This window comes from Pseudomonas sp. P4_C4, from assembly GCF_056402055.1.
In genome coordinates this window covers 86,961-104,297 of sequence record NZ_JBFUID010000007.1, presented here as the reverse complement: position 1 = coordinate 104,297, position 17,337 = coordinate 86,961, and the positions used below count along the sequence as shown (strand labels likewise).

The following is a 17,337-nucleotide window of genomic DNA, read 5'->3' as shown; positions in this document are numbered from 1 at the left end:
ACCACTACCTCAGCCGTTGGGCCCTACTGTCGCAACGATGGTCACTTGCTTGTTGTCAGGGATTTCCTGGTAAGCCAACACGTGCAAACCCGGGACTGCGAGCCGGCCGAATCGCGAGAGCATCGCGCGAACCGGACCGGCCACCAGCAGAATCACCGGCTGACCTTGCATCTCCTGGCGCTGCGCTGCGTCGATCAACGAACGTTGCAGCTTCTCAGCCATGCTTGGCTCCAGCAGAACGCCCTCTTCCGAGCCTTGCCCGGCCTTTTGCAGACTATTGAGCAATATCTGTTCCAACCTTGGCTCCAGCGTGATGACTGGCAGCTCCGACTCAGTGCCTACAATGCTTTGCACGATTGCACGGGATACGCCAACCCGCACGGCAGCCACCAGCGCGGCGGTATCTTGACTCTTGGCGGCATTGTTGGCGATGGCCTCGGCAATGCTGCGGATGTCGCGCACCGGCACTTGCTCGGCCAACAGAGCTTGCAGCACCTTGAGCAGCTGCGACAGCGAAACCACGCCAGGCACCAGCTCCTCGGCCAGTTTCGGCGAGCTTTTGCCCAGCAATTGCATGAGCTGCTGCACTTCTTCGTGACCGATCAGTTCACTGGAATGCTTGTAGAGAATCTGGTTCAAGTGGGTAGCCACTACGGTACTGGCATCGACCACCGTATAACCGAGGGATTGCGCCTGGGCGCGCTGGCTGATTTCAATCCAGACCGCCTCCAGACCGAAAGCCGGATCTTTGGCGGTAATGCCGTTGAGCGTGCCGTAGACCTGTCCCGGGTTGATCGCCAGTTCGCGATCCGGGTAAATCTCTGCTTCGGCCAGGATCACCCCCATGAGGGTCAGGCGATAGGCACTGGGCGCCAGGTCGAGGTTGTCGCGGATATGCACGGTCGGCATCAGGAAGCCCAGGTCCTGGGACAGCTTCTTGCGCACCCCCTTGATCCGCGCCAGCAACTGGCCACCCTGGTTGCGGTCCACCAGCGGAATCAGGCGATAACCCACTTCAAGGCCGATCATGTCGATGGGCGTCACGTCATCCCAGCCAAGCTCCTTGGTTTCCTGGGCGCGGGCAGGCGACGGCAGCAACTCCTGCTGGCGCTTGACCTCTTGCAGGGCCTGCACCTTGGCGACGTTCTGCTTTTTCCAGAACAGGTAAGCGCCACCGGCCGCCAGGGCCGCCATGCTCAGGAACGAGAAGTGCGGCATGCCGGGCACCAGGCCCATGACCGCCATCAAGCCTGCCGCCACCGCCAGCGCCTTGGGCGAGGCGAACATCTGGCGATTGATTTGCTTGCCCATGTCTTCCGAACCGGAAGCACGGGTCACCATGATCGCGGCGGCTGTCGATAACAACAGTGATGGCAATTGCGCCACCAAACCGTCACCGATGGTCAACAGCGCATACACCTTGCCGGCGTCGGCGAAGTTCATGTTGTGCTGGAAGATACCGACCGCCATGCCGCCGATCAGGTTGATGAACAGGATCAACAGCCCGGCGATGGCGTCACCACGGACGAATTTGCTGGCACCGTCCATGGAGCCGTAGAACTCGGCTTCCTGGGCCACTTCCGAACGACGGGCTTTGGCCTGGGCCTGATCGATCAGGCCGGCGTTGAGGTCGGCGTCGATCGCCATTTGCTTGCCGGGCATCGCATCGAGGGTGAAACGCGCGCTCACCTCGGAAATCCGCCCCGCGCCCTTGGTCACCACGACGAAGTTGATGATCATCAAGATCGCGAAGACCACGATACCGACCACGTAGTTACCGCCGATCACCACCTCGCCGAACGCCTGGATCACCTTGCCGGCCGCCGCATGACCGTCCTGACCGTGGAGCATCACCACCCGCGTGGAGGCCACGTTCAACGCCAGGCGCAACAGCGTCGCCACCAGCAGAATGGTCGGGAACACCGCGAAATCCAGCGGCCGCAAGGCGTAGACGCACACCAGCAGCACGACGATGGACAGGGCAATGTTGAAGGTGAAGAACACGTCCAGCAGGAACGGCGGCACCGGCAACATCATCATCGCCAGCATGACCAGCAACAACAGCGGCACGCCCAGATTGCCTCGACTGAGGTCGGCAATGTTGCTGCGGGCACTGTTGATTAACTGAGAGCGATCCACCGGTTTTCCCCGTTCCTTTAAAGCAAACTTTTGACGCCCGAAGCAGGCGCAGAGCGGCTACTGCAAGAAGCTTTCCAACTTTTGCGAGGGATTGGGATAGAGGGTTTCATTGCGCAATTCGATTGCCAGCGAAGAGGTCGGCAGAGACAACGCGAAATCAGGAATCGCGGCGCAGATCCGGCGGAATCGGCAGGTCATCCTTGAGCGGATCCGGTCGCTTGCCCTTGCCCGCCCGGTACTGTCGAATCTGATAAACGTAAGCCAGCACCTGCGCGACCGCCAGGTACAGCCCGCCGGGAATTTCCTGCTCAAGCTCGGTGGAGTAGTAGATCGAGCGCGCCAGCGCCGGCGACTCCAGCAGCAGGATCTCGTTGGCCGCCGCGATCTCACGGATCTTCAGGGCCAGGAAGTCGCTGCCCTTGGCCAGCAATACCGGCGCATTACCCTTTTCCGGGTCGTACTTGAGGGCCACGGCGTAGTGCGTCGGGTTGGTGATGACCACGTCAGCCTCGGGAATGGCGGCCATCATCCGGCGCTGGGACATCTCGCGCTGCAGCTGTCGAATCCGCTGCTTGACCTCCGGCCGCCCCTCTTGATCCTTGTGCTCGTCACGCACTTCCTGCTTGGTCATCAGCAGTTTCTTGTGGCTTTCCCAGAGCTGCACCGGCACATCCACCACAGCGATCAGGATCAGCCCGCACGCCATCCACAAGGTGCTCCAGCCCACCACTTGCAGGCTGTGAATGATCGCCCTGTCCAAGGGCTCATGGGCGATGCGCAGCAGGTCATCGATGTCCGATGACAACACCGCCAGCGCCACGAACAGGATGATGATGAACTTGGCCAAAGCCTTGAGCAGTTCGATCAGCGACTTGGTCGAGAACATGCGCTTGAGGCCGGGACCGGGGTTCAAGCGGCTGAATTTGGGCGCCATGGAACTCGCCGCGAACAGCCAGCCACCCAGGGAAATCGGACCGATGATGGCGGCCAGCACCAAGGTGATCATCACGGGCTGGATCGACCACAGGGCAATTTGCCCCGAGCGCATCAGGTAGGTGGCCATGGAGCGCTGATCCAGTATCACTTCCCGCGGCAGCGAGAAATTGATGCGCATCAGCTCCATCATGTCCTGCGCCATGGCGCCGCCAAAAATCAGCAGCGCCGAGGCACCGACCAGCATGATCGCCAGGGTGTTGAGTTCCTTGGACCGGGCTACCTCACCCTTTTCACGGGAGTCCTGCTTGCGCTTCTCCGTGGGGTCTTCTGTTTTGTCCTGACCGCTTTCGCTCTCAGCCATGACTCAGCTCGCCCGCGCCATTTCGCGTAATAACTGCAAGGCCTCGGAGGCCAGCGGTTGATACTGGTTGAGAATGTCCGCCAGCCCGACCCAGACGATGAACAGCCCAAGCACCAGGATCAGCGGGAAGCCGACCGAGAAAATATTGAGTTGCGGCGCCGCCCGGGTCATGACGCCAAACGCGATGTTGACCACCAGCAGCGCGGTGATCGCCGGCAGCACCAGCAACAACGCCGAACCGAGCACCCAGCCGAGCTTGCCGGCCAGTTCCCAGTAGTGATTGACCATCAGGCCGCCACCCACCGGCAACGTGGTGAAACTCTCGGTGAGGATCTCGAACACCACCAGATGACCGTTCATGGACAGGAACAGCAGCGTCACCAGCATGGTGAAAAACTGCCCGATCACCGCCGTCGATACGCCGTTGGCCGGGTCGATCATGGAAGCGAAGCCCATGCCCATCTGGATGGCGACGATCTGCCCGGCCACCACAAAGGCCTGAAAGAACAGCTGCAAGGAGAAGCCCATCACCGCACCGATGAGAATCTGCTCGGCAATCAGCAACAGCCCGCTCAGATCCAGGGCATTCACCGGCGGCATCGGCGGCAAGCCCGGCGCGATGACCACGGTAATGGCCAGCGCGAAATACAGGCGAATGCGCCGCGGCAGCAAGGTCGTGCCGAACACCGGCATGACCATCAGCAAGGAGCCGACGCGAAACAGCGGCAACATGAACGTCGCCACCCAAGTGCTGATCTGCGTATCGGTCAGCGCAAGCAGTGACATGGTTTAGCCGATGACCTGAGGAATGCTGCCGTACAACTGCAGGATGTAATCCATGAAGGTCTGCACCATCCATGGACCGCCGACGATCAGCGTCACCAGCATCACCAGCAGGCGCGGCAGGAAGCTCAGGGTCTGTTCGTTGATCTGGGTGGCGGCCTGGAACATCGCCACCAGCAAGCCCACCAGCAAACTTGGAATCACCAGGATCGCCACCATCATGGTGGTCAGCCACAGCGCTTCGCGGAAGATGTCGACCGCTACTTCCGGCGTCATGGCGAGACACCGCCGAAGCTGCTGGCCAGCGTGCCGATGATCAGCGCCCAGCCATCCACCAGCACGAACAACATGATCTTGAACGGCAGGGAAATGATCAGCGGCGAGAGCATCATCATCCCCATGGCCATCAACACACTGGCCACGACCAGGTCGATGATCAGGAACGGAATGAAGATCATGAAGCCGATCTGGAACGCCGTTTTCAGCTCGGAGGTCACGAAGGCCGGTACCAGGATGGTCAGCGGCGCCTGATCCGGCGTCGCGATGTCAGTGCGCTTGGACAGGCGCATGAACAGCTCCAGATCGCTGGTGCGGGTCTGGGCGAGCATGAAGTTCTTGATCGGCACCTGCGCCTTGGCGACCGCATCCTGGGCCGTCAGTTTTTCCGCCAGATACGGCTGCAAGGCGTCCTGGTTCACCCGGTCGAATACTGGCGCCATGATGAACAGGGTCAGGAACAGCGCCATGCCGGTAAGGATCTGATTCGACGGTGTCTGCTGCAAGCCCAGGGCCTGGCGCAGGATCGAGAAGACAATGATGATCCGGGTGAAACTGGTCATCAGCATGACAAACGCCGGGATAAAACTCAGCGCGGTCATGATCAGCAGGATTTGCAGGCTGACCGAGTACTCCTGCGCCCCCTGCGCATTGGTGCCCAGGGTGATGGCCGGGATCGACAGCGGATCGGCGCCGAATGCCAGTGGCGCGGCCAGCATCAGGGCCAGCGTCAAGACGATGCGTAGCGCACCCATTACTTCTTATCCTTCTGATCTTTACCCAGCATCTCCAACAGGCGCTGGGCAAATTCCGGCGTCGGCTTCTCGGTACTCGGCACTTGCACCGGCTCCTTGAGCACATGCAGCGCAGCAATGTTGCCGGGGCTCAGGCCGAGCAGAATCTGCTCGTTGCCGACCTGCACCAGCATCAGCCGGTCGCGCGGCCCCAGCGCGCGGGAGCCGACAATCTCGATCACCTGCCCCTTGCCGGCCGGACCGGCCTGCTGGACCCGACGCAGCAACCAGGCGAGGAGAAAGATCAGCCCCAGCACCAGCAGCAAGCCGAACACCAGTTGCGTCAGTTGCCCAGCCACACCACTGCTCACCGCCGGCGCAGCAGCCGTGGTCGCCGTTGCGACCGGTTCGGCCGCCAGCACGCTGAACGGCATGACCAGCGTTGCCCACAGCAAAGCCCCCAGAACCTTTTTCACTCAGCGCAGCTTCTTGATGCGTTCGCTTGGGCTGATCACGTCCGTCAGGCGGATGCCGAACTTCTCGTTGACCACCACCACTTCGCCGTGGGCGATGAGCGTGCCGTTGACCAGCACGTCCAGCGGCTCGCCGGCCAGGCGATCGAGCTCGATCACCGAACCCTGGTTCAGTTGCAGCAGGTTGCGGATGTTGATGTCGGTGCTGCCCACTTCCATGGAAATCGACACCGGGATATCGAGGATCACGTCCAGGTTCGGGCCTTCGAGGCTGACCGGGTCGTTGTTTTTCGGCACGCTGCCGAACTCTTCCATTGGCAGGCGGTTGGACGCGGAGCTGCCGGAATCGGCGGCCAGCAAGGCGTCGATGTCGGCCTGCCCGGCATCGCCGGTTTCTTCCAGGGCCGCAGCCCATTCATCGGCCAGTGCCTGATCGTCCTGCATGTTCATATTGTCAGTGTCCTCGGCGAGCAAAAATTCAGAATTCGGTTAATCGCGAATGGGTACGAGCGCCGGTCAACGGCGCTCGATCGGCTCGATCACTTGCAACGCCAGGTTGCCCTTGTGCGAGCCCATCTTGACCTTGAAGGCCGGCACGCCGTTGGCGCGCATGATCATTTCTTCCGGCATCTCGACCGGGATCACATCCCCCGGTTGCATGTGCAGGATGTCGCGCAGGCGCAACTGACGACGGGCCACCGTCGCACCGATCGGCACGTCGACGTCCAGCACGTCCTGGCGCAGGGCGTTGACCCAGCGCTCGTCCTGGTCGTCGAGGTCCGACTGGAAGCCGGCGTCGAGCATTTCGCGCACCGGCTCGATCATCGAGTACGGCATGGTCACGTGCAGGTCGCCGCCACCGCCATCGAGTTCGATGTGGAAGGTCGACACCACAATGGCCTCGCTCGGGCCGACGATGTTGGCCATGGCCGGGTTCACTTCCGAGTTGATGTACTCGAAGTTGACTTCCATGATCGCCTGCCAGGCTTCCTTCAAATCGACGAACGCCTGCTCCAGCACCATGCGCACCACACGCAGTTCGGTCGGGGTGAATTCACGCCCTTCGATCTTGGCGTGCCGGCCGTCACCGCCGAAGAAGTTGTCCACCAGCTTGAACACCAGCTTGGCGTCGAGGATGAACAGCGCGGTGCCGCGCAGGGGTTTGATCTTGACCAGGTTGAGACTGGTCGGCACGTACAGCGAGTGCACGTATTCGCCGAACTTCATCACCTGCACGCCGCCGACCGCCACGTCCGCCGAGCGACGCAGCATGTTGAACATGCTGATGCGGGTATAGCGGGCGAAACGCTCGTTGATCATTTCCAGGGTCGGCATGCGTCCACGGACGATGCGATCCTGGCTGGTCAGGTCATAGCTTTTGACGGTGCCGGGTTCGGCAGCGTTTTCGGTCTGTACCAGACCATCGTCGACGCCATGCAACAGCGCGTCGATCTCATCCTGGGACAGCAGGTCCTGCACGGCCATGTCGTGTTCCTACTGCAGTACGAAATTAGTGAAAAGCAACTGTTCGATCACCACTTTGCCGAGCTCTTTCTGCGCCACTTCCTGGACGCTGGCGGTGGCTTTCTGCCGCAGCATTTCCTGTCCGACCGGCGAGGCGAGGGTCGCGAAGTCCTGCCCGGAAAACAGCATGACCAGGTTATTGCGGATCACCGGCATGTGGACCTTGAGCGCATCCAGGTCTGCCTGGTTGCGCGCGAGCATGGTGATGCTCACTTGCATGTAGCGCTGGCGACCGTTCTGGTTGAAGTTGGCGACGAAAGCCGGCGCCATCGACTCGAAAATCGCTGGCTGTTTGCCGACGGGAGCGACTTGCGCCTCGGCGGCGGCAGGCTTGCTCTGAGCGCTGTGCATGAAGTACCAGGTCGCCCCCACGGACACACCGATCGCCAGCAGCAGGGCCACCACGATCACGATAATCAGCTTGAGTTTGCCTTTGGTTGCGGGGTCTTTTACTGCTGCGTCGCTCTTCGCCATGCCAATAATCCGTCACTAATCGGGTTTTCACAGTCGCACGGCAAGGCAAGAGCAAGTGTTATGCCATGTAGGAGCGAGCCTGCTCGCGAAAGACGTGAGAGCGCCGCGTTTATTCAGATGGCCCTCGTCATCGTTTAACTCCATCGCGAGCAAGCTCGCTCCTACAGAGGGTTCGTTCCCATGCCATGGGAACGATTGGAGTGATGGCTTTGATCAGGCGTAGTAATCGACCACACTGGAGCCGATCACGCGGGTGGTATTGGCAGCCACTTCAGCGACGCCCGGGGCCACGTCGTCATCCATTGAATCGAGGCGACCGCCGCTGGCATTGGTCCGCCCGCTCTGGCTTTGCCGGGCCTGTTCCTGCCCTTGGTGCGAACCACGGGACTGGTCCGAAACGTTGACATCGACCTGCCCCATGCCCTGCTGCGCGAACATGTCGCGCAAGCGATGGACCTGGCCATCCAGCGCCTCACGGACACCCGGGTGCGCACTCATGAAGGTGACCTGGGTCTGCTGATCGGGAACCATGTTCACCCGAATGTCCAGACGCCCGAGTTCAGCGGGCTGCAACTGGATGTCCGCGGCCTTGAGGCTGGCGCTGGACAGGTACATGACCCGGTTCACCACCTCTTCGGTCCACCCGCTCTGATGCATGGCGATCGGCTGGTTCACCGGCAAGGCATTGGCGGTCTTCGGTGTGGCCGCCTGGGTCAGCGCGGCCAGACGGTTGGCGAAATCATCGACACGGGTGTCGCTGCTGGCGGACTTGAGGTCTTTCAGGCCGTCATCGAGCAACCCGCTGAAAGCCTTGTCATCCCCTTGGCTGGTGCTGTTCTTGTCGGCCTGAACATCCAGCAGGGTCGCCATGCCGGCGGCAAAGTTTTGCGCCGGTGTCAGCTCACCGTCAGCCTGGGCTTGTGCCTGTGTCGGTGCAGCCTCGGGCTGCGCCTGGCTGGAAGCCGAAACGTGACCGCTCTGCTCCATTGCCAGGCGTAACGCTGGCAGGGCGTCGAGCGGATCGGCCTCGGGATCGAAATCGCCGTCAGCAGCAGCCTGTGCCGGTGTGGCTGTCACGGTGATTGCTGCGGCAACCGGCGTGTCAACCGTTGGCGGCACAATGTTGGCCACGGCAGGTGTTGCCGGCGCTGACACAGTTACTACTGGCTGTACGGCTTGCTGCAACGAAGGATCAAGCGCCGGATCGAGCGGTGCGGTATCGACGACCGGAGCACGGTCGACATCTGACGCCTCATTGTCGGCGGTCTTGTCGTCAGCCTGCACCGGCGTATCGGAAGGCAAGGATTTGCCGCCATCGGCAACCACCGGCTCCCCGGCGGCAGACTTGTCGTCGCCAGCGTCTTTTTCTCCGGCGACATCGGAGCTTTTTTCGCGACTCGGCTTGACCGAGGCATCCGCCGACGCATTGGGCTTGTTCTGGGCCTGATTGGCATAGACATGAGCGAAGCTTGCGGCCTTGTCCCCAGGCTCAGCGGTCAGCGCCGGAGGATTGGCGCAGGCCGCTTGAATCTTGGCCTGCCTGGAGGCCTGAAGCAGAATATTGGGGGTAACGGGCATGAAACAGTCTCCGCTGCACGGGGCTCGTAAGTACAGTTGGACGAGTTAAATGCAAAGGTCGAGCCAGTTTCACTCGAAGGAGACAAAATGCAGCGCATGCTCAGATTTTCGCTGGGCAACGCTGTCGTTCAGCTTCGTACAGAGGCCGGATAGCGGCGAATTCGCGGTCGATTTCGCCGACCAGTTCCTGAACGGCGGCACATGGCAAATCTTTGGCCCGCTGTTCAAGTTGATGGCAGAGCTCGGTCAGCCTGACTGCACCCATATTGCTGCTGCTGCCCTTGAAGCTATGGGCGGTTGCAACGAGCAGTGCAGTACTGTCAGTCGTTCGCAAGACGTTAATGCGCTCTTCGGAGTCCGCAAGAAAGATATCCAGCAAATCCGCATAGCCCTCTTCCATCACTTCCTGCAATGCACTCAGCACGCCGTGATCCACATGTTTGTCGTTTTTGTCGTTCATTTGCTCACTCCTTGATCAAGAATGCGCGGATTACTCCGCAGCCTTCCAGATAAACTCCACGCGTGCACTTCGACCATCGTCGGTCCAGCGGGCATTACGCCCCAACTGACGGATCAGACTGACCCCGCGTCCCGACAGGCGGATGTCATCCACAGGTCTTTTCATCACCCGCTCGACATCGAAACCCTTGCCGCTGTCTTCGATGCGAATGGTCAGGCAACCGCCGTCGTCTGTTGGCGCCACCTGCAAATGCAACCGTACATAGCCTTCCTGAAGTTCGTCCAGCCGGGTATTGCGTTGCTGATAATAACGCGCAAAACCCGATGCATCGCGCTTGAGGCTCGAGTCCAGCCCCAGCACGCCATGCTCCAGCGCGTTGGAATAGAGTTCCGCCAGCACACTGTAGAGCGCACCGCTCTGGGCCCGCAGACCATGCACCTCAAGCAGCAACTGCAACAGATAGGGCAACGGATTGAAGCGCTTGAGCGTGGCGGCGCGAAACTCGAAGCTCACCGACCAGTCCAGCGGGCACGACTGGCCGCTGTCGGAGTAGACCAACGCCGGCGCAGTGATCTGCGCCGACTCCAACAGGCTGACTTCGACCATGCTGACATCGTCGCGCGCTTCTGCGCCAAACTGTCGCAGCGCCCGCTCGATCTCTTCGAACAGCGCATCTGGCTGCCGATTGGCGGCAAACACCTGCTGCAATCGCTGCACGCCAAACAACTGGTCATTGGCGTCGCAGGTATCGATCACCCCATCGGACAGGAGAAACACCCGATCCCCGAGCGCCATGGGAAACACCTCGGTACGCTCATCGAAGGATTCCGGGCTCAGCACACCCAAAGGCAGATGCCGCGCCGGCAGAGGCGTTCGCTCGCCACTGGCAATGCAATGCAGATAACCGTCGGGCATTCCGCCGTTCCAGACTTCCACCGAACGACGCTGAAAACTCAGGCACAGCAACGTGGCACAGCAGAACATGTCCACCGGCAGGATGCGCTTGAGCTTGGCATTCATCTCGCGCAGGGTTTCCGCCAGGCCATAGCCCTTGGTGGTCATCCCGTAGAAGACTTCGGCCAGGGGCATGGCACCCACCGCCGCCGGCAGACCGTGGCCGGTGAAGTCGCCCAGCAACACGTGCATGTCTCCGGCCGGGGTGAACGCGGCCAGTAACAGGTCGCCGTTGAACAGCGCATAGGGCGATTGCAGATAACGGATATTCGCAGCGGCATTCAGGCAGCCGGAGTGCGCCACCTTGTCGAAAACGGCCTTGGCCACGCGCTGTTCGTTGAGCAGGTAGTCGTGGTGCCGGGCGATCTGATCACGCTGTTGCAGCACGGTCTCCTGCAAGCGCCGCAAGCGATCCATCGCCTTGATCTTGGCGGCGAGAATCACCTGGTTGTAGGGTTTCGCCAGAAAGTCGTCACCGCCGACTTCCAGGCAACGGGCCAGGGCTTCGCTTTCGGACAACGAGGTGAGGAAGATGATCGGCACCAGGGTTTCCCCGGCCAGGGCCTTGATTTGCCGGGCCGCCTCGAWGCCGTCCATGACCGGCATCATCGCGTCCATCAACACCAGGTGTGGTTGCTGCTGGCGAAACGTGTCGACCGCTTCGGCGCCGTTGGCCGCCGTCAGCACGTCGTGCCCCTGGCGGCGCAGGATGCTCGACAACAGCAGGCGATCGGCGGCACTGTCCTCGGCAATCAGGATGGTCAGCGGCTCCAGTGGCTGCATGGCAATCAACTGATGTCGAACAGCTTGTCGAAGTTGGAGATGGCGAGGATTTTGCGCACGTCGGTGCTGCTGTTGACGACGCGAATGTCGGAGTCGTCGCCACCGGCGTGATCGCGCAGCAAAAGCAGCATGCCCAAGGCCGAGCTGTCGAGGTAAGTGGCGTCTTTCAGGTCGACCACAACCGCCGATATCTCTTTATCTTCGTAGGACTTACGAAATTCCTGATGCTTGGCGAAATCGAATCGTCCTTTGACCGATATCGTCAACTTTTGCCCATCAGGGGACACTTCGGTAACGACTGACATTCAATGGCTTCCTTGTCTTTGGAGAACGTACGTGTAGAAGGTTTAGCACTTGGTGGGAATAGGAGCAAGATCAAAAGATCGCAGCCTGCGGCAGCTCCTACATGAGAATGCAATCCCCTATAGGAGCTGCCGCAGGCTGCGATCTTCTAATACGGATCCTGACGCGGCAAGCGCTGGGACAACTCATCCAGCAGTTTCTGTTCGCGCCGGTCCTCAAGCGCCCGCGCCTCATCGGCATAGCGTTGAACCAGCTTGCGCAAGCCTTCGACCCGGGCAAACGCCTGCTGCCAGGTTTCCCGCGCCTTGTTCAGGTTGTTCTGATGCCAGGCCAGGCTTTGCCGCTGCTGGTCGATGGCCGTGCCCAGTTGCGCGAGAAAGCCCTGATAACCCAGCAACCATTGGCCCGAGACGCCACCGCTGCCGCGTACGATCCATTGTTCCTGATAGTCGAGACGGAAGGCTTCAAGGTCGGCGAGTTTGCTTTGTGCCAAACGCACTTGCCCCTGAAAGTGCCCCAGGCGCTGGACCGCGGTTTTCTCGGCCTTTTCGGCCATTTCCACCACCGGCGCCAGCCTTCCTGCCCGACTCAGGGCCATGATCGCTTAACCGCCCGCCGCGGGCGCGAAGATCGAGGCGAGATACGCTTCGCTTTCACCCAGGCTGATGCTGTCGTTGAGACCCTGACGCAGGTATTTGACCAATTGCGGCTGCAGGGAAATCGCCAGATCGGTCTCGCGATCTCCGCCGGCGACATAGGCGCCGACGCTGATCAGGTCGCGACTCTGCTGATACCGCGACCACAATTGCTTGAAATATTGCGCACGTGCCATGTGTTCCGGCGAGACCACCGCCGGCATCACCCGACTGATGGACGCTTCAATATCGATGGCCGGGTAATGCCCCTCTTCGGCCAGGCGCCGGGACAGCACGATGTGCCCGTCGAGCACGCCCCGTGCCGAGTCGGCAATCGGGTCCTGTTGGTCATCGCCTTCGGACAGCACGGTGTAGAACGCGGTGATCGAACCACCGCCCTTCTCCGCATTACCGGCCCGCTCCACCAGTTTCGGCAGCTTGGCGAATACCGACGGCGGATAGCCCTTGGTCGCCGGCGGCTCGCCGATGGCCAGGGCGATTTCCCGTTGGGCCTGGGCGAAACGGGTCAGGGAATCCATCAGCAACAGGACATTCTTGCCCTTGTCGCGGAAATACTCGGCGATGCGCGTGCAATACATCGCCGCGCGCAGACGCATCAGCGGCGCATCGTCCGCCGGGGACGCCACCACCACTGAACGCTTGAGCCCCTCTTCACCGAGGATGTGCTCGATGAACTCTTTAACTTCACGGCCCCGCTCACCGATCAGCCCGACGACGATGATGTCGGCCTCGGTGAAGCGCGTCATCATCCCCAGCAACACCGATTTACCGACACCGGTACCGGCAAACAGGCCCAGCCGCTGGCCGCGCCCGACCGTCAACATGCCGTTGATGCAACGGATGCCCACGTCCAGCGGTTCGCTGATCGGCTCGCGCTTGAGCGGATTGATGGTCGGGCCATCCATCGGCACCCAGTCTTCGGCCTTCATCCCGCCCTTGCCGTCCAGTGCACGGCCGGCGCCATCCAGCACCCGCCCGAGCATGCTCATGCCCATCGGCAAACGCCCGGTATCGGACAAGGGAACAACGCGGGCGCCGGGTGCGATACCAGCGACGCTGCCGACCGGCATCAGAAAGACCTTGCTGCCGGAGAAGCCCATCACTTCGGCTTCGACCTGCACCGGGTGATAGCTGTCGTCGTTGATGACCATGCAGCGGCTGCCCATGGCGGCGCGCAGGCCTTCGGCTTCGAGGGTCAGGCCGACCATGCGCAACAAGCGGCCCTCAAGGATCGGCGCGCCAGCAAGCGTAGTCGCCTCGGCGTAACTGCCCAGGCGCCYGGCGAAGCTGGTGCGTTCAAGGCGCATCAGGCGCATCCGCTACTGGCGCGGCAGCAGGCTTGCTGTCGACCGGCAGTTCCAGGCTCAAGTCCGGCGCGGCCGGGTGCAAGGACTGTTCGTGCAACTGGTCGAACAGCTTGTCCATCACCTGCGCGACACGGGTTTCAACTGTGGCGTCGATGCGGCTGTGTTCTGTCTCGACCCGGCAACCGCCGGGCAACAACGACTCGTCCTCGACGATGCGCCAGGTTTCTTCATGGCGTTCGCGCAGGGCTTTGACCTGTTCGAAATCCTGCGGGTTGATGTACAGCCGCACATTGCCCACGCCCAACGGCAAGAGCTTTAGAGCCTCGCGCATGACGTGTTCGATTTGCGTGGAGTCGATGGCCAGTTCGCGCTGGATCACCTGTTTGGTGATGTGCTGCACGAGGTCGACCAGGGTTTTTTCGATCTGGGTGTCCTGCTCGGCGATGGGCTCGAACAGATGGCTCATCAATTGCTCCAGCGCTGCAATCTTGGCGGCCAGGACCACCTCGGCTTCCTGGCGGACCTTGAGCGTGGTGCTGTGGAAACCTTCCTTCTCACCCACCGCAAAGCCTTCGTTGTAGGCTTCCTGGCGAATGCTTTCGAGCTCTTCGAGGGTCAGCGGCTGGACTTCCTCCAGCGGCACTTCCTCCATTTCCGGCGGCTCGGGTTCAGGCGTTGGTTCAGGCTCCGGCTCCGGCGGGTCGAAACTGGGCAGCGCCCAGGACTCGAAGCCACCGACATCCCTGGCCCGGATCAGGTCAGTGGGTGCATCATCATTCTTGACCATGGTGTTAGATCATTTCCTCGCCGCCCTTGCCGCCGAGAACGATTTCTCCGGCTTCGGCCATACGGCGGGCGATGGTGAGGATTTCCTTCTGCGCGGTTTCCACGTCGCTGACGCGCACCGGGCCCTTGGCTTCCAGGTCGTCGCGCAACAGTTCGGCGGCACGCTTGGACATGTTCTTGAAGATCTTCTCCTTGACGCCTTCGTCCGAACCCTTGAGGGCCAGCACCAGCACATCGGAGGACACCTCGCGCAGCAGCGCCTGGATCCCGCGGTCGTCGACATCGGCCAGGTTGTTGAAGACGAACATGAGGTCTTCGATCTGACCGGACAGGTCTTCGTCGACTTCGCGGATCGAGTCCATGAGCTGACCTTCGATGGAGCTGTCGAGGAAGTTCATGATGTCCGCCGCACGCTTGATGCCACCCAGGGTGGTGCGCGAGGCGTTCGAGTTGCCGGAGAACTGCTTCTCGAGAATCTGATTGAGCTCTTTCAGGGCCGCTGGCTGCACGGTGTTCAGCGAGGACACCCGCAGGATGATATCGAGCCGCACCTTGTGGTCGAAGTTGCCGAGCACCTCACCGGCCTGGTCCGGATCGAGGTACGCCACCACGATCGCCTGGATCTGCGGGTGCTCGTAACGGATCACGTCGGCGACGGCGCGCGGCTCCATCCATTTCAGGCTGTCGAGGCCGCTGGTGTTGCCACCGAGCAGGATGCGATCGATCAGGCCGTTGGCCTTGTCTTCGCCCAGGGCCTGGGTGAGCATCTTGCGCACATAGTCGTCGGAGCCGACGCCCAGGCTGGTCTGGTCGCCGACGATATCAACGAACTCGCTCATCACCTGCTCGACCTGCTCGCGGTGCACATTACCCATCTGGGCCATGGCCACGCCCACGCGCTGAACCTCTTTGGGGCCCATGTGGCGCAGCACCTGGGCAGCGTCGGTGGAGCCCAGGGACAACAACAGGATTGCGGCCTTGTCGACCTTGGACAGTTTGGCGGCAACGGCTCGGTTATCACTCATCTGCGTTAATCCACTCTTTCACGACCTGGGCCACACGACCCGGATCTTCTGCCACCAGACTCTTGATTGCGTTCAACTGAGCGTCATAGCCTTCGCTCGGGCTCGGCAGCAGGATGCTTTGCGGACCGCCGAGGCTGACACGGTCGTTGGCCAACTCGCCATCCAGACCGCCCATGCCGCCCAACTCGACGTCGCTGCCGATACCGGCCAGCTGCTTGCCCTTGCCGCCCCCGGTGATGTTGTTGAGCACCGGACGCAGCACACCGAACACCAGCACCAGAATGAACAGCACACCCAGCACTTGCTTGACGATGTCCCAGAACCACGGCTGGGAATAGAACGCAATATCGGCAATCACTTCACCGCGCTCGGCGGAGAACGGCATGTTGATCACGCTGACGCTGTCACCACGGCTGGCATCGAAGCCGACCGCGTCCTGCACCAGGCGAGTGAAGCGCGCCAATTCATCGGCGCTCCAGGGCGCACGGGTGGTTTCGCCGTTGGCCGGATTGATCTTGACCTGATCATCGACCACCACCGACACCGACAGGCGATTCAATCGGCCCTGCTGCTGCTTGGTGTGGCTGATGGAACGGTCGAGTTCGAAGTTCCTGGTCGATTGTGAACGCTTGTCCGCCGGGTACGGTGCGAGCATTGGCTGACCGGTGGCCGGGTCCATGATTTGCTGGCCGTTGGCGTCGATCAGCGGCTGGCCTGGCTGCACCATGCCGGCCGACGCGGTGGCACCACCGGTCGTTTGCGGAGCGGAGGCCGGCGACGGCGGCTGGTTGCTCAAGGCACCCGGCACACCTTGCGGGCCGTTGCTGGCGGTACGCTGCTCGTTGACCGACTGCTCGCTGCGCAACGCCGGTTGATCCGGGTTGAATTGCTCGGAAGTCGACTCGACCGCACTGAAATCCACGTCGGCCGAGACTTCGGCCTTGTAACGGTCGTTGCCCAGCACCGGCTGCAGGATATTGTGCACGCGCTGGGTGAGCATGCTTTCCATGCGACGGCTGTAGTCGAATTGCTTGCCGGCCATGGTCAGTTCGGAGTTTTCCGCCTGATCCGAGAGCAGGGTGCCCTTCTGGTCGACGACGGTGATCTGCGACTTGCTGAGTTCGGGAACGCTGGTCGCCACCAGGTTGATGATGGCCACGACCTGGCCGGGTTCGAGGGAGCGACCGGAATAGAGCTCAACCAGAACCGAAGCGCTCGGCTTGCGCTCGTCGCGCACGAACACCGAACTTTTCGGGATCGCCAGGTGCACGCGGGCACCCTTGACGTTGTTCAGGCTGGAAATGGTCCGGGCCAGTTCGCCTTCGAGGCCGCGACGATAGCGGGTCGCTTCCATGAACTGGCTGGTACCCAGTCCCTGCTCCTTGTCGAGGATTTCAAAACCGATATTGCCATCGCTGGGAGTGACACCAGCGGCCGCAAGCTTGAGCCGCGCGCGGGACAGGTCATCGGCCTTGACCAGCAAGGCACCGGAATTGGGTTCGACGGTGTACGGGATATCGGCGGAGGCCAGGGTTTCCATGACCTGCTTGGCGTCCATGCCGGCAAGGCTGCCGTACAGAGGCCGGTAGTCAGGCTGCTGGGACCACAACACCACGGCAAAACCAATCGCCACGCTCGCCGCCAGGCCGACCAACAGGCCCACCTGACGCAACATGGTCATTTCGGAGAGGTTTTCCAGGAAGGACAACCCGAACAGCGGCGGCTTGCCGTCTATTGGAGTGGCCTTGGCCGGAACGTTATCGGCGACTGCTTCTGCCATGACTC

The 17,337-nt window shown here is 61.4% G+C and carries 18 protein-coding genes; all 18 read right to left on the bottom strand.

From position 1 onward, the window contains the following. Positions 1 to 9 precede the first annotated feature (9 nt). The 18 genes from flhA to fliF all read right to left on the bottom strand — a co-directional run bounded on the left by flhA (position 10) and on the right by fliF (position 17,332). Positions 10 to 2,139 (bottom strand): flagellar biosynthesis protein FlhA, encoded by a 2,130-nt coding sequence (gene flhA, locus AC1DXW_RS06430; protein ID WP_477752423.1) that lies wholly within the window; start codon positions 2,137 to 2,139, stop codon positions 10 to 12. 157 nt (positions 2,140 to 2,296) lie between these two features. Next, positions 2,297 to 3,436, bottom strand: a complete 1,140-nt coding sequence (gene flhB, locus AC1DXW_RS06425; protein WP_477752422.1) for a flagellar biosynthesis protein FlhB — start codon at positions 3,434 to 3,436, stop codon at positions 2,297 to 2,299. Between the two features lie 3 nt (positions 3,437 to 3,439). Then, positions 3,440 to 4,222 carry a flagellar biosynthetic protein FliR gene (gene fliR / locus AC1DXW_RS06420; RefSeq protein WP_108218653.1) on the bottom strand — a complete coding sequence of 261 codons (783 nt, stop codon included), beginning with the start codon at positions 4,220 to 4,222 and terminating at the stop codon, positions 3,440 to 3,442. Positions 4,223 to 4,225: 3 nt separating this feature from the next. Further along, positions 4,226 to 4,495, bottom strand: coding sequence for a flagellar biosynthesis protein FliQ (gene fliQ / locus AC1DXW_RS06415; protein ID WP_007983364.1), 270 nt, complete (start codon positions 4,493 to 4,495; stop codon positions 4,226 to 4,228). Next, a complete protein-coding gene (gene fliP, locus AC1DXW_RS06410) occupies positions 4,492 to 5,250 on the bottom strand; it encodes a flagellar type III secretion system pore protein FliP (RefSeq protein ID WP_429487482.1) in 759 nt (252 codons plus the stop codon). Before fliP ends, fliQ begins: the two co-directional genes overlap by 4 nt. After that, positions 5,250 to 5,705: a flagellar biosynthetic protein FliO gene (gene fliO, locus AC1DXW_RS06405; protein ID WP_477752421.1), complete on the bottom strand. Its 456-nt coding sequence runs from the start codon at positions 5,703 to 5,705 to the stop codon at positions 5,250 to 5,252. Before fliO ends, fliP begins: the two co-directional genes overlap by 1 nt. After that, a complete protein-coding gene (gene fliN, locus AC1DXW_RS06400) occupies positions 5,706 to 6,152 on the bottom strand; it encodes a flagellar motor switch protein FliN (protein ID WP_477752420.1) in 447 nt (148 codons plus the stop codon). Positions 6,153 to 6,218: 66 nt separating this feature from the next. Beyond that, on the bottom strand, positions 6,219 to 7,187 hold the full coding sequence (gene fliM / locus AC1DXW_RS06395) for a flagellar motor switch protein FliM (protein ID WP_057398369.1): 969 nt from the start codon (positions 7,185 to 7,187) through the stop codon (positions 6,219 to 6,221). Positions 7,188 to 7,196: 9 nt separating this feature from the next. Beyond that, positions 7,197 to 7,700 carry a flagellar basal body-associated protein FliL gene (gene fliL, locus AC1DXW_RS06390; protein ID WP_477752419.1) on the bottom strand — a complete coding sequence of 168 codons (504 nt, stop codon included), beginning with the start codon at positions 7,698 to 7,700 and terminating at the stop codon, positions 7,197 to 7,199. A gap of 213 nt (positions 7,701 to 7,913) precedes the next feature. Further along, positions 7,914 to 9,278: a flagellar hook-length control protein FliK gene (locus tag AC1DXW_RS06385; RefSeq protein ID WP_477752418.1), complete on the bottom strand. Its 1,365-nt coding sequence runs from the start codon at positions 9,276 to 9,278 to the stop codon at positions 7,914 to 7,916. 100 nt (positions 9,279 to 9,378) lie between these two features. Next, positions 9,379 to 9,738: an Hpt domain-containing protein gene (locus AC1DXW_RS06380; protein WP_477752417.1), complete on the bottom strand. Its 360-nt coding sequence runs from the start codon at positions 9,736 to 9,738 to the stop codon at positions 9,379 to 9,381. Positions 9,739 to 9,768: 30 nt separating this feature from the next. Beyond that, on the bottom strand, positions 9,769 to 11,475 hold the full coding sequence (locus tag AC1DXW_RS06375) for an ATP-binding SpoIIE family protein phosphatase (RefSeq protein WP_477759850.1): 1,707 nt from the start codon (positions 11,473 to 11,475) through the stop codon (positions 9,769 to 9,771). Between the two features lie 5 nt (positions 11,476 to 11,480). After that, positions 11,481 to 11,780 (bottom strand): STAS domain-containing protein, encoded by a 300-nt coding sequence (locus tag AC1DXW_RS06370; protein ID WP_477752415.1) that lies wholly within the window; start codon positions 11,778 to 11,780, stop codon positions 11,481 to 11,483. A 146-nt stretch (positions 11,781 to 11,926) separates the two neighbouring features. Next, complete coding sequence (fliJ, locus tag AC1DXW_RS06365; RefSeq protein ID WP_477752414.1) at positions 11,927 to 12,376, bottom strand: flagellar export protein FliJ; 450 nt, start codon at positions 12,374 to 12,376, stop codon at positions 11,927 to 11,929. 6 nt (positions 12,377 to 12,382) lie between these two features. Beyond that, a complete protein-coding gene (fliI, locus tag AC1DXW_RS06360; RefSeq protein ID WP_477759849.1) occupies positions 12,383 to 13,741 on the bottom strand; it encodes a flagellar protein export ATPase FliI in 1,359 nt (452 codons plus the stop codon). Further along, entirely contained in the window at positions 13,731 to 14,528 is a 798-nt protein-coding gene (gene fliH, locus AC1DXW_RS06355; RefSeq protein ID WP_477752413.1) for a flagellar assembly protein FliH, read from the bottom strand. Before fliH ends, fliI begins: the two co-directional genes overlap by 11 nt. A gap of 4 nt (positions 14,529 to 14,532) precedes the next feature. After that, positions 14,533 to 15,552: a flagellar motor switch protein FliG gene (gene fliG / locus AC1DXW_RS06350; RefSeq protein ID WP_007983391.1), complete on the bottom strand. Its 1,020-nt coding sequence runs from the start codon at positions 15,550 to 15,552 to the stop codon at positions 14,533 to 14,535. Beyond that, positions 15,545 to 17,332, bottom strand: coding sequence for a flagellar basal-body MS-ring/collar protein FliF (gene fliF, locus AC1DXW_RS06345; RefSeq protein WP_477752412.1), 1,788 nt, complete (start codon positions 17,330 to 17,332; stop codon positions 15,545 to 15,547). The genes fliG and fliF overlap by 8 nt, the downstream gene beginning before the upstream one ends. Between the last annotated feature and the right edge of the window lie 5 nt (positions 17,333 to 17,337).

Coding starts and splice junctions, on each gene's coding strand:
- flhB (WP_477752422.1), bottom strand. CDS start 3,436: ATGGCTGAGAGCGAAAGCGGTCAGGACAAAACAGAAGACCCCACGGAG.
- fliR (WP_108218653.1), bottom strand. CDS start 4,222: ATGTCACTGCTTGCGCTGACCGATACGCAGATCAGCACTTGGGTGGCG.
- fliQ (WP_007983364.1), bottom strand. CDS start 4,495: ATGACGCCGGAAGTAGCGGTCGACATCTTCCGCGAAGCGCTGTGGCTG.
- fliP (WP_429487482.1), bottom strand. CDS start 5,250: ATGGGTGCGCTACGCATCGTCTTGACGCTGGCCCTGATGCTGGCCGCG.
- fliN (WP_477752420.1), bottom strand. CDS start 6,152: ATGAACATGCAGGACGATCAGGCACTGGCCGATGAATGGGCTGCGGCC.
- fliM (WP_057398369.1), bottom strand. CDS start 7,187: ATGGCCGTGCAGGACCTGCTGTCCCAGGATGAGATCGACGCGCTGTTG.
- fliL (WP_477752419.1), bottom strand. CDS start 7,700: ATGGCGAAGAGCGACGCAGCAGTAAAAGACCCCGCAACCAAAGGCAAA.
- AC1DXW_RS06385 (WP_477752418.1), bottom strand. CDS start 9,278: ATGCCCGTTACCCCCAATATTCTGCTTCAGGCCTCCAGGCAGGCCAAG.
- AC1DXW_RS06380 (WP_477752417.1), bottom strand. CDS start 9,738: ATGAACGACAAAAACGACAAACATGTGGATCACGGCGTGCTGAGTGCA.
- AC1DXW_RS06370 (WP_477752415.1), bottom strand. CDS start 11,780: ATGTCAGTCGTTACCGAAGTGTCCCCTGATGGGCAAAAGTTGACGATA.
- fliJ (WP_477752414.1), bottom strand. CDS start 12,376: ATGGCCCTGAGTCGGGCAGGAAGGCTGGCGCCGGTGGTGGAAATGGCC.
- fliH (WP_477752413.1), bottom strand. CDS start 14,528: ATGGTCAAGAATGATGATGCACCCACTGACCTGATCCGGGCCAGGGAT.
- fliG (WP_007983391.1), bottom strand. CDS start 15,552: ATGAGTGATAACCGAGCCGTTGCCGCCAAACTGTCCAAGGTCGACAAG.
- fliF (WP_477752412.1), bottom strand. CDS start 17,332: ATGGCAGAAGCAGTCGCCGATAACGTTCCGGCCAAGGCCACTCCAATA.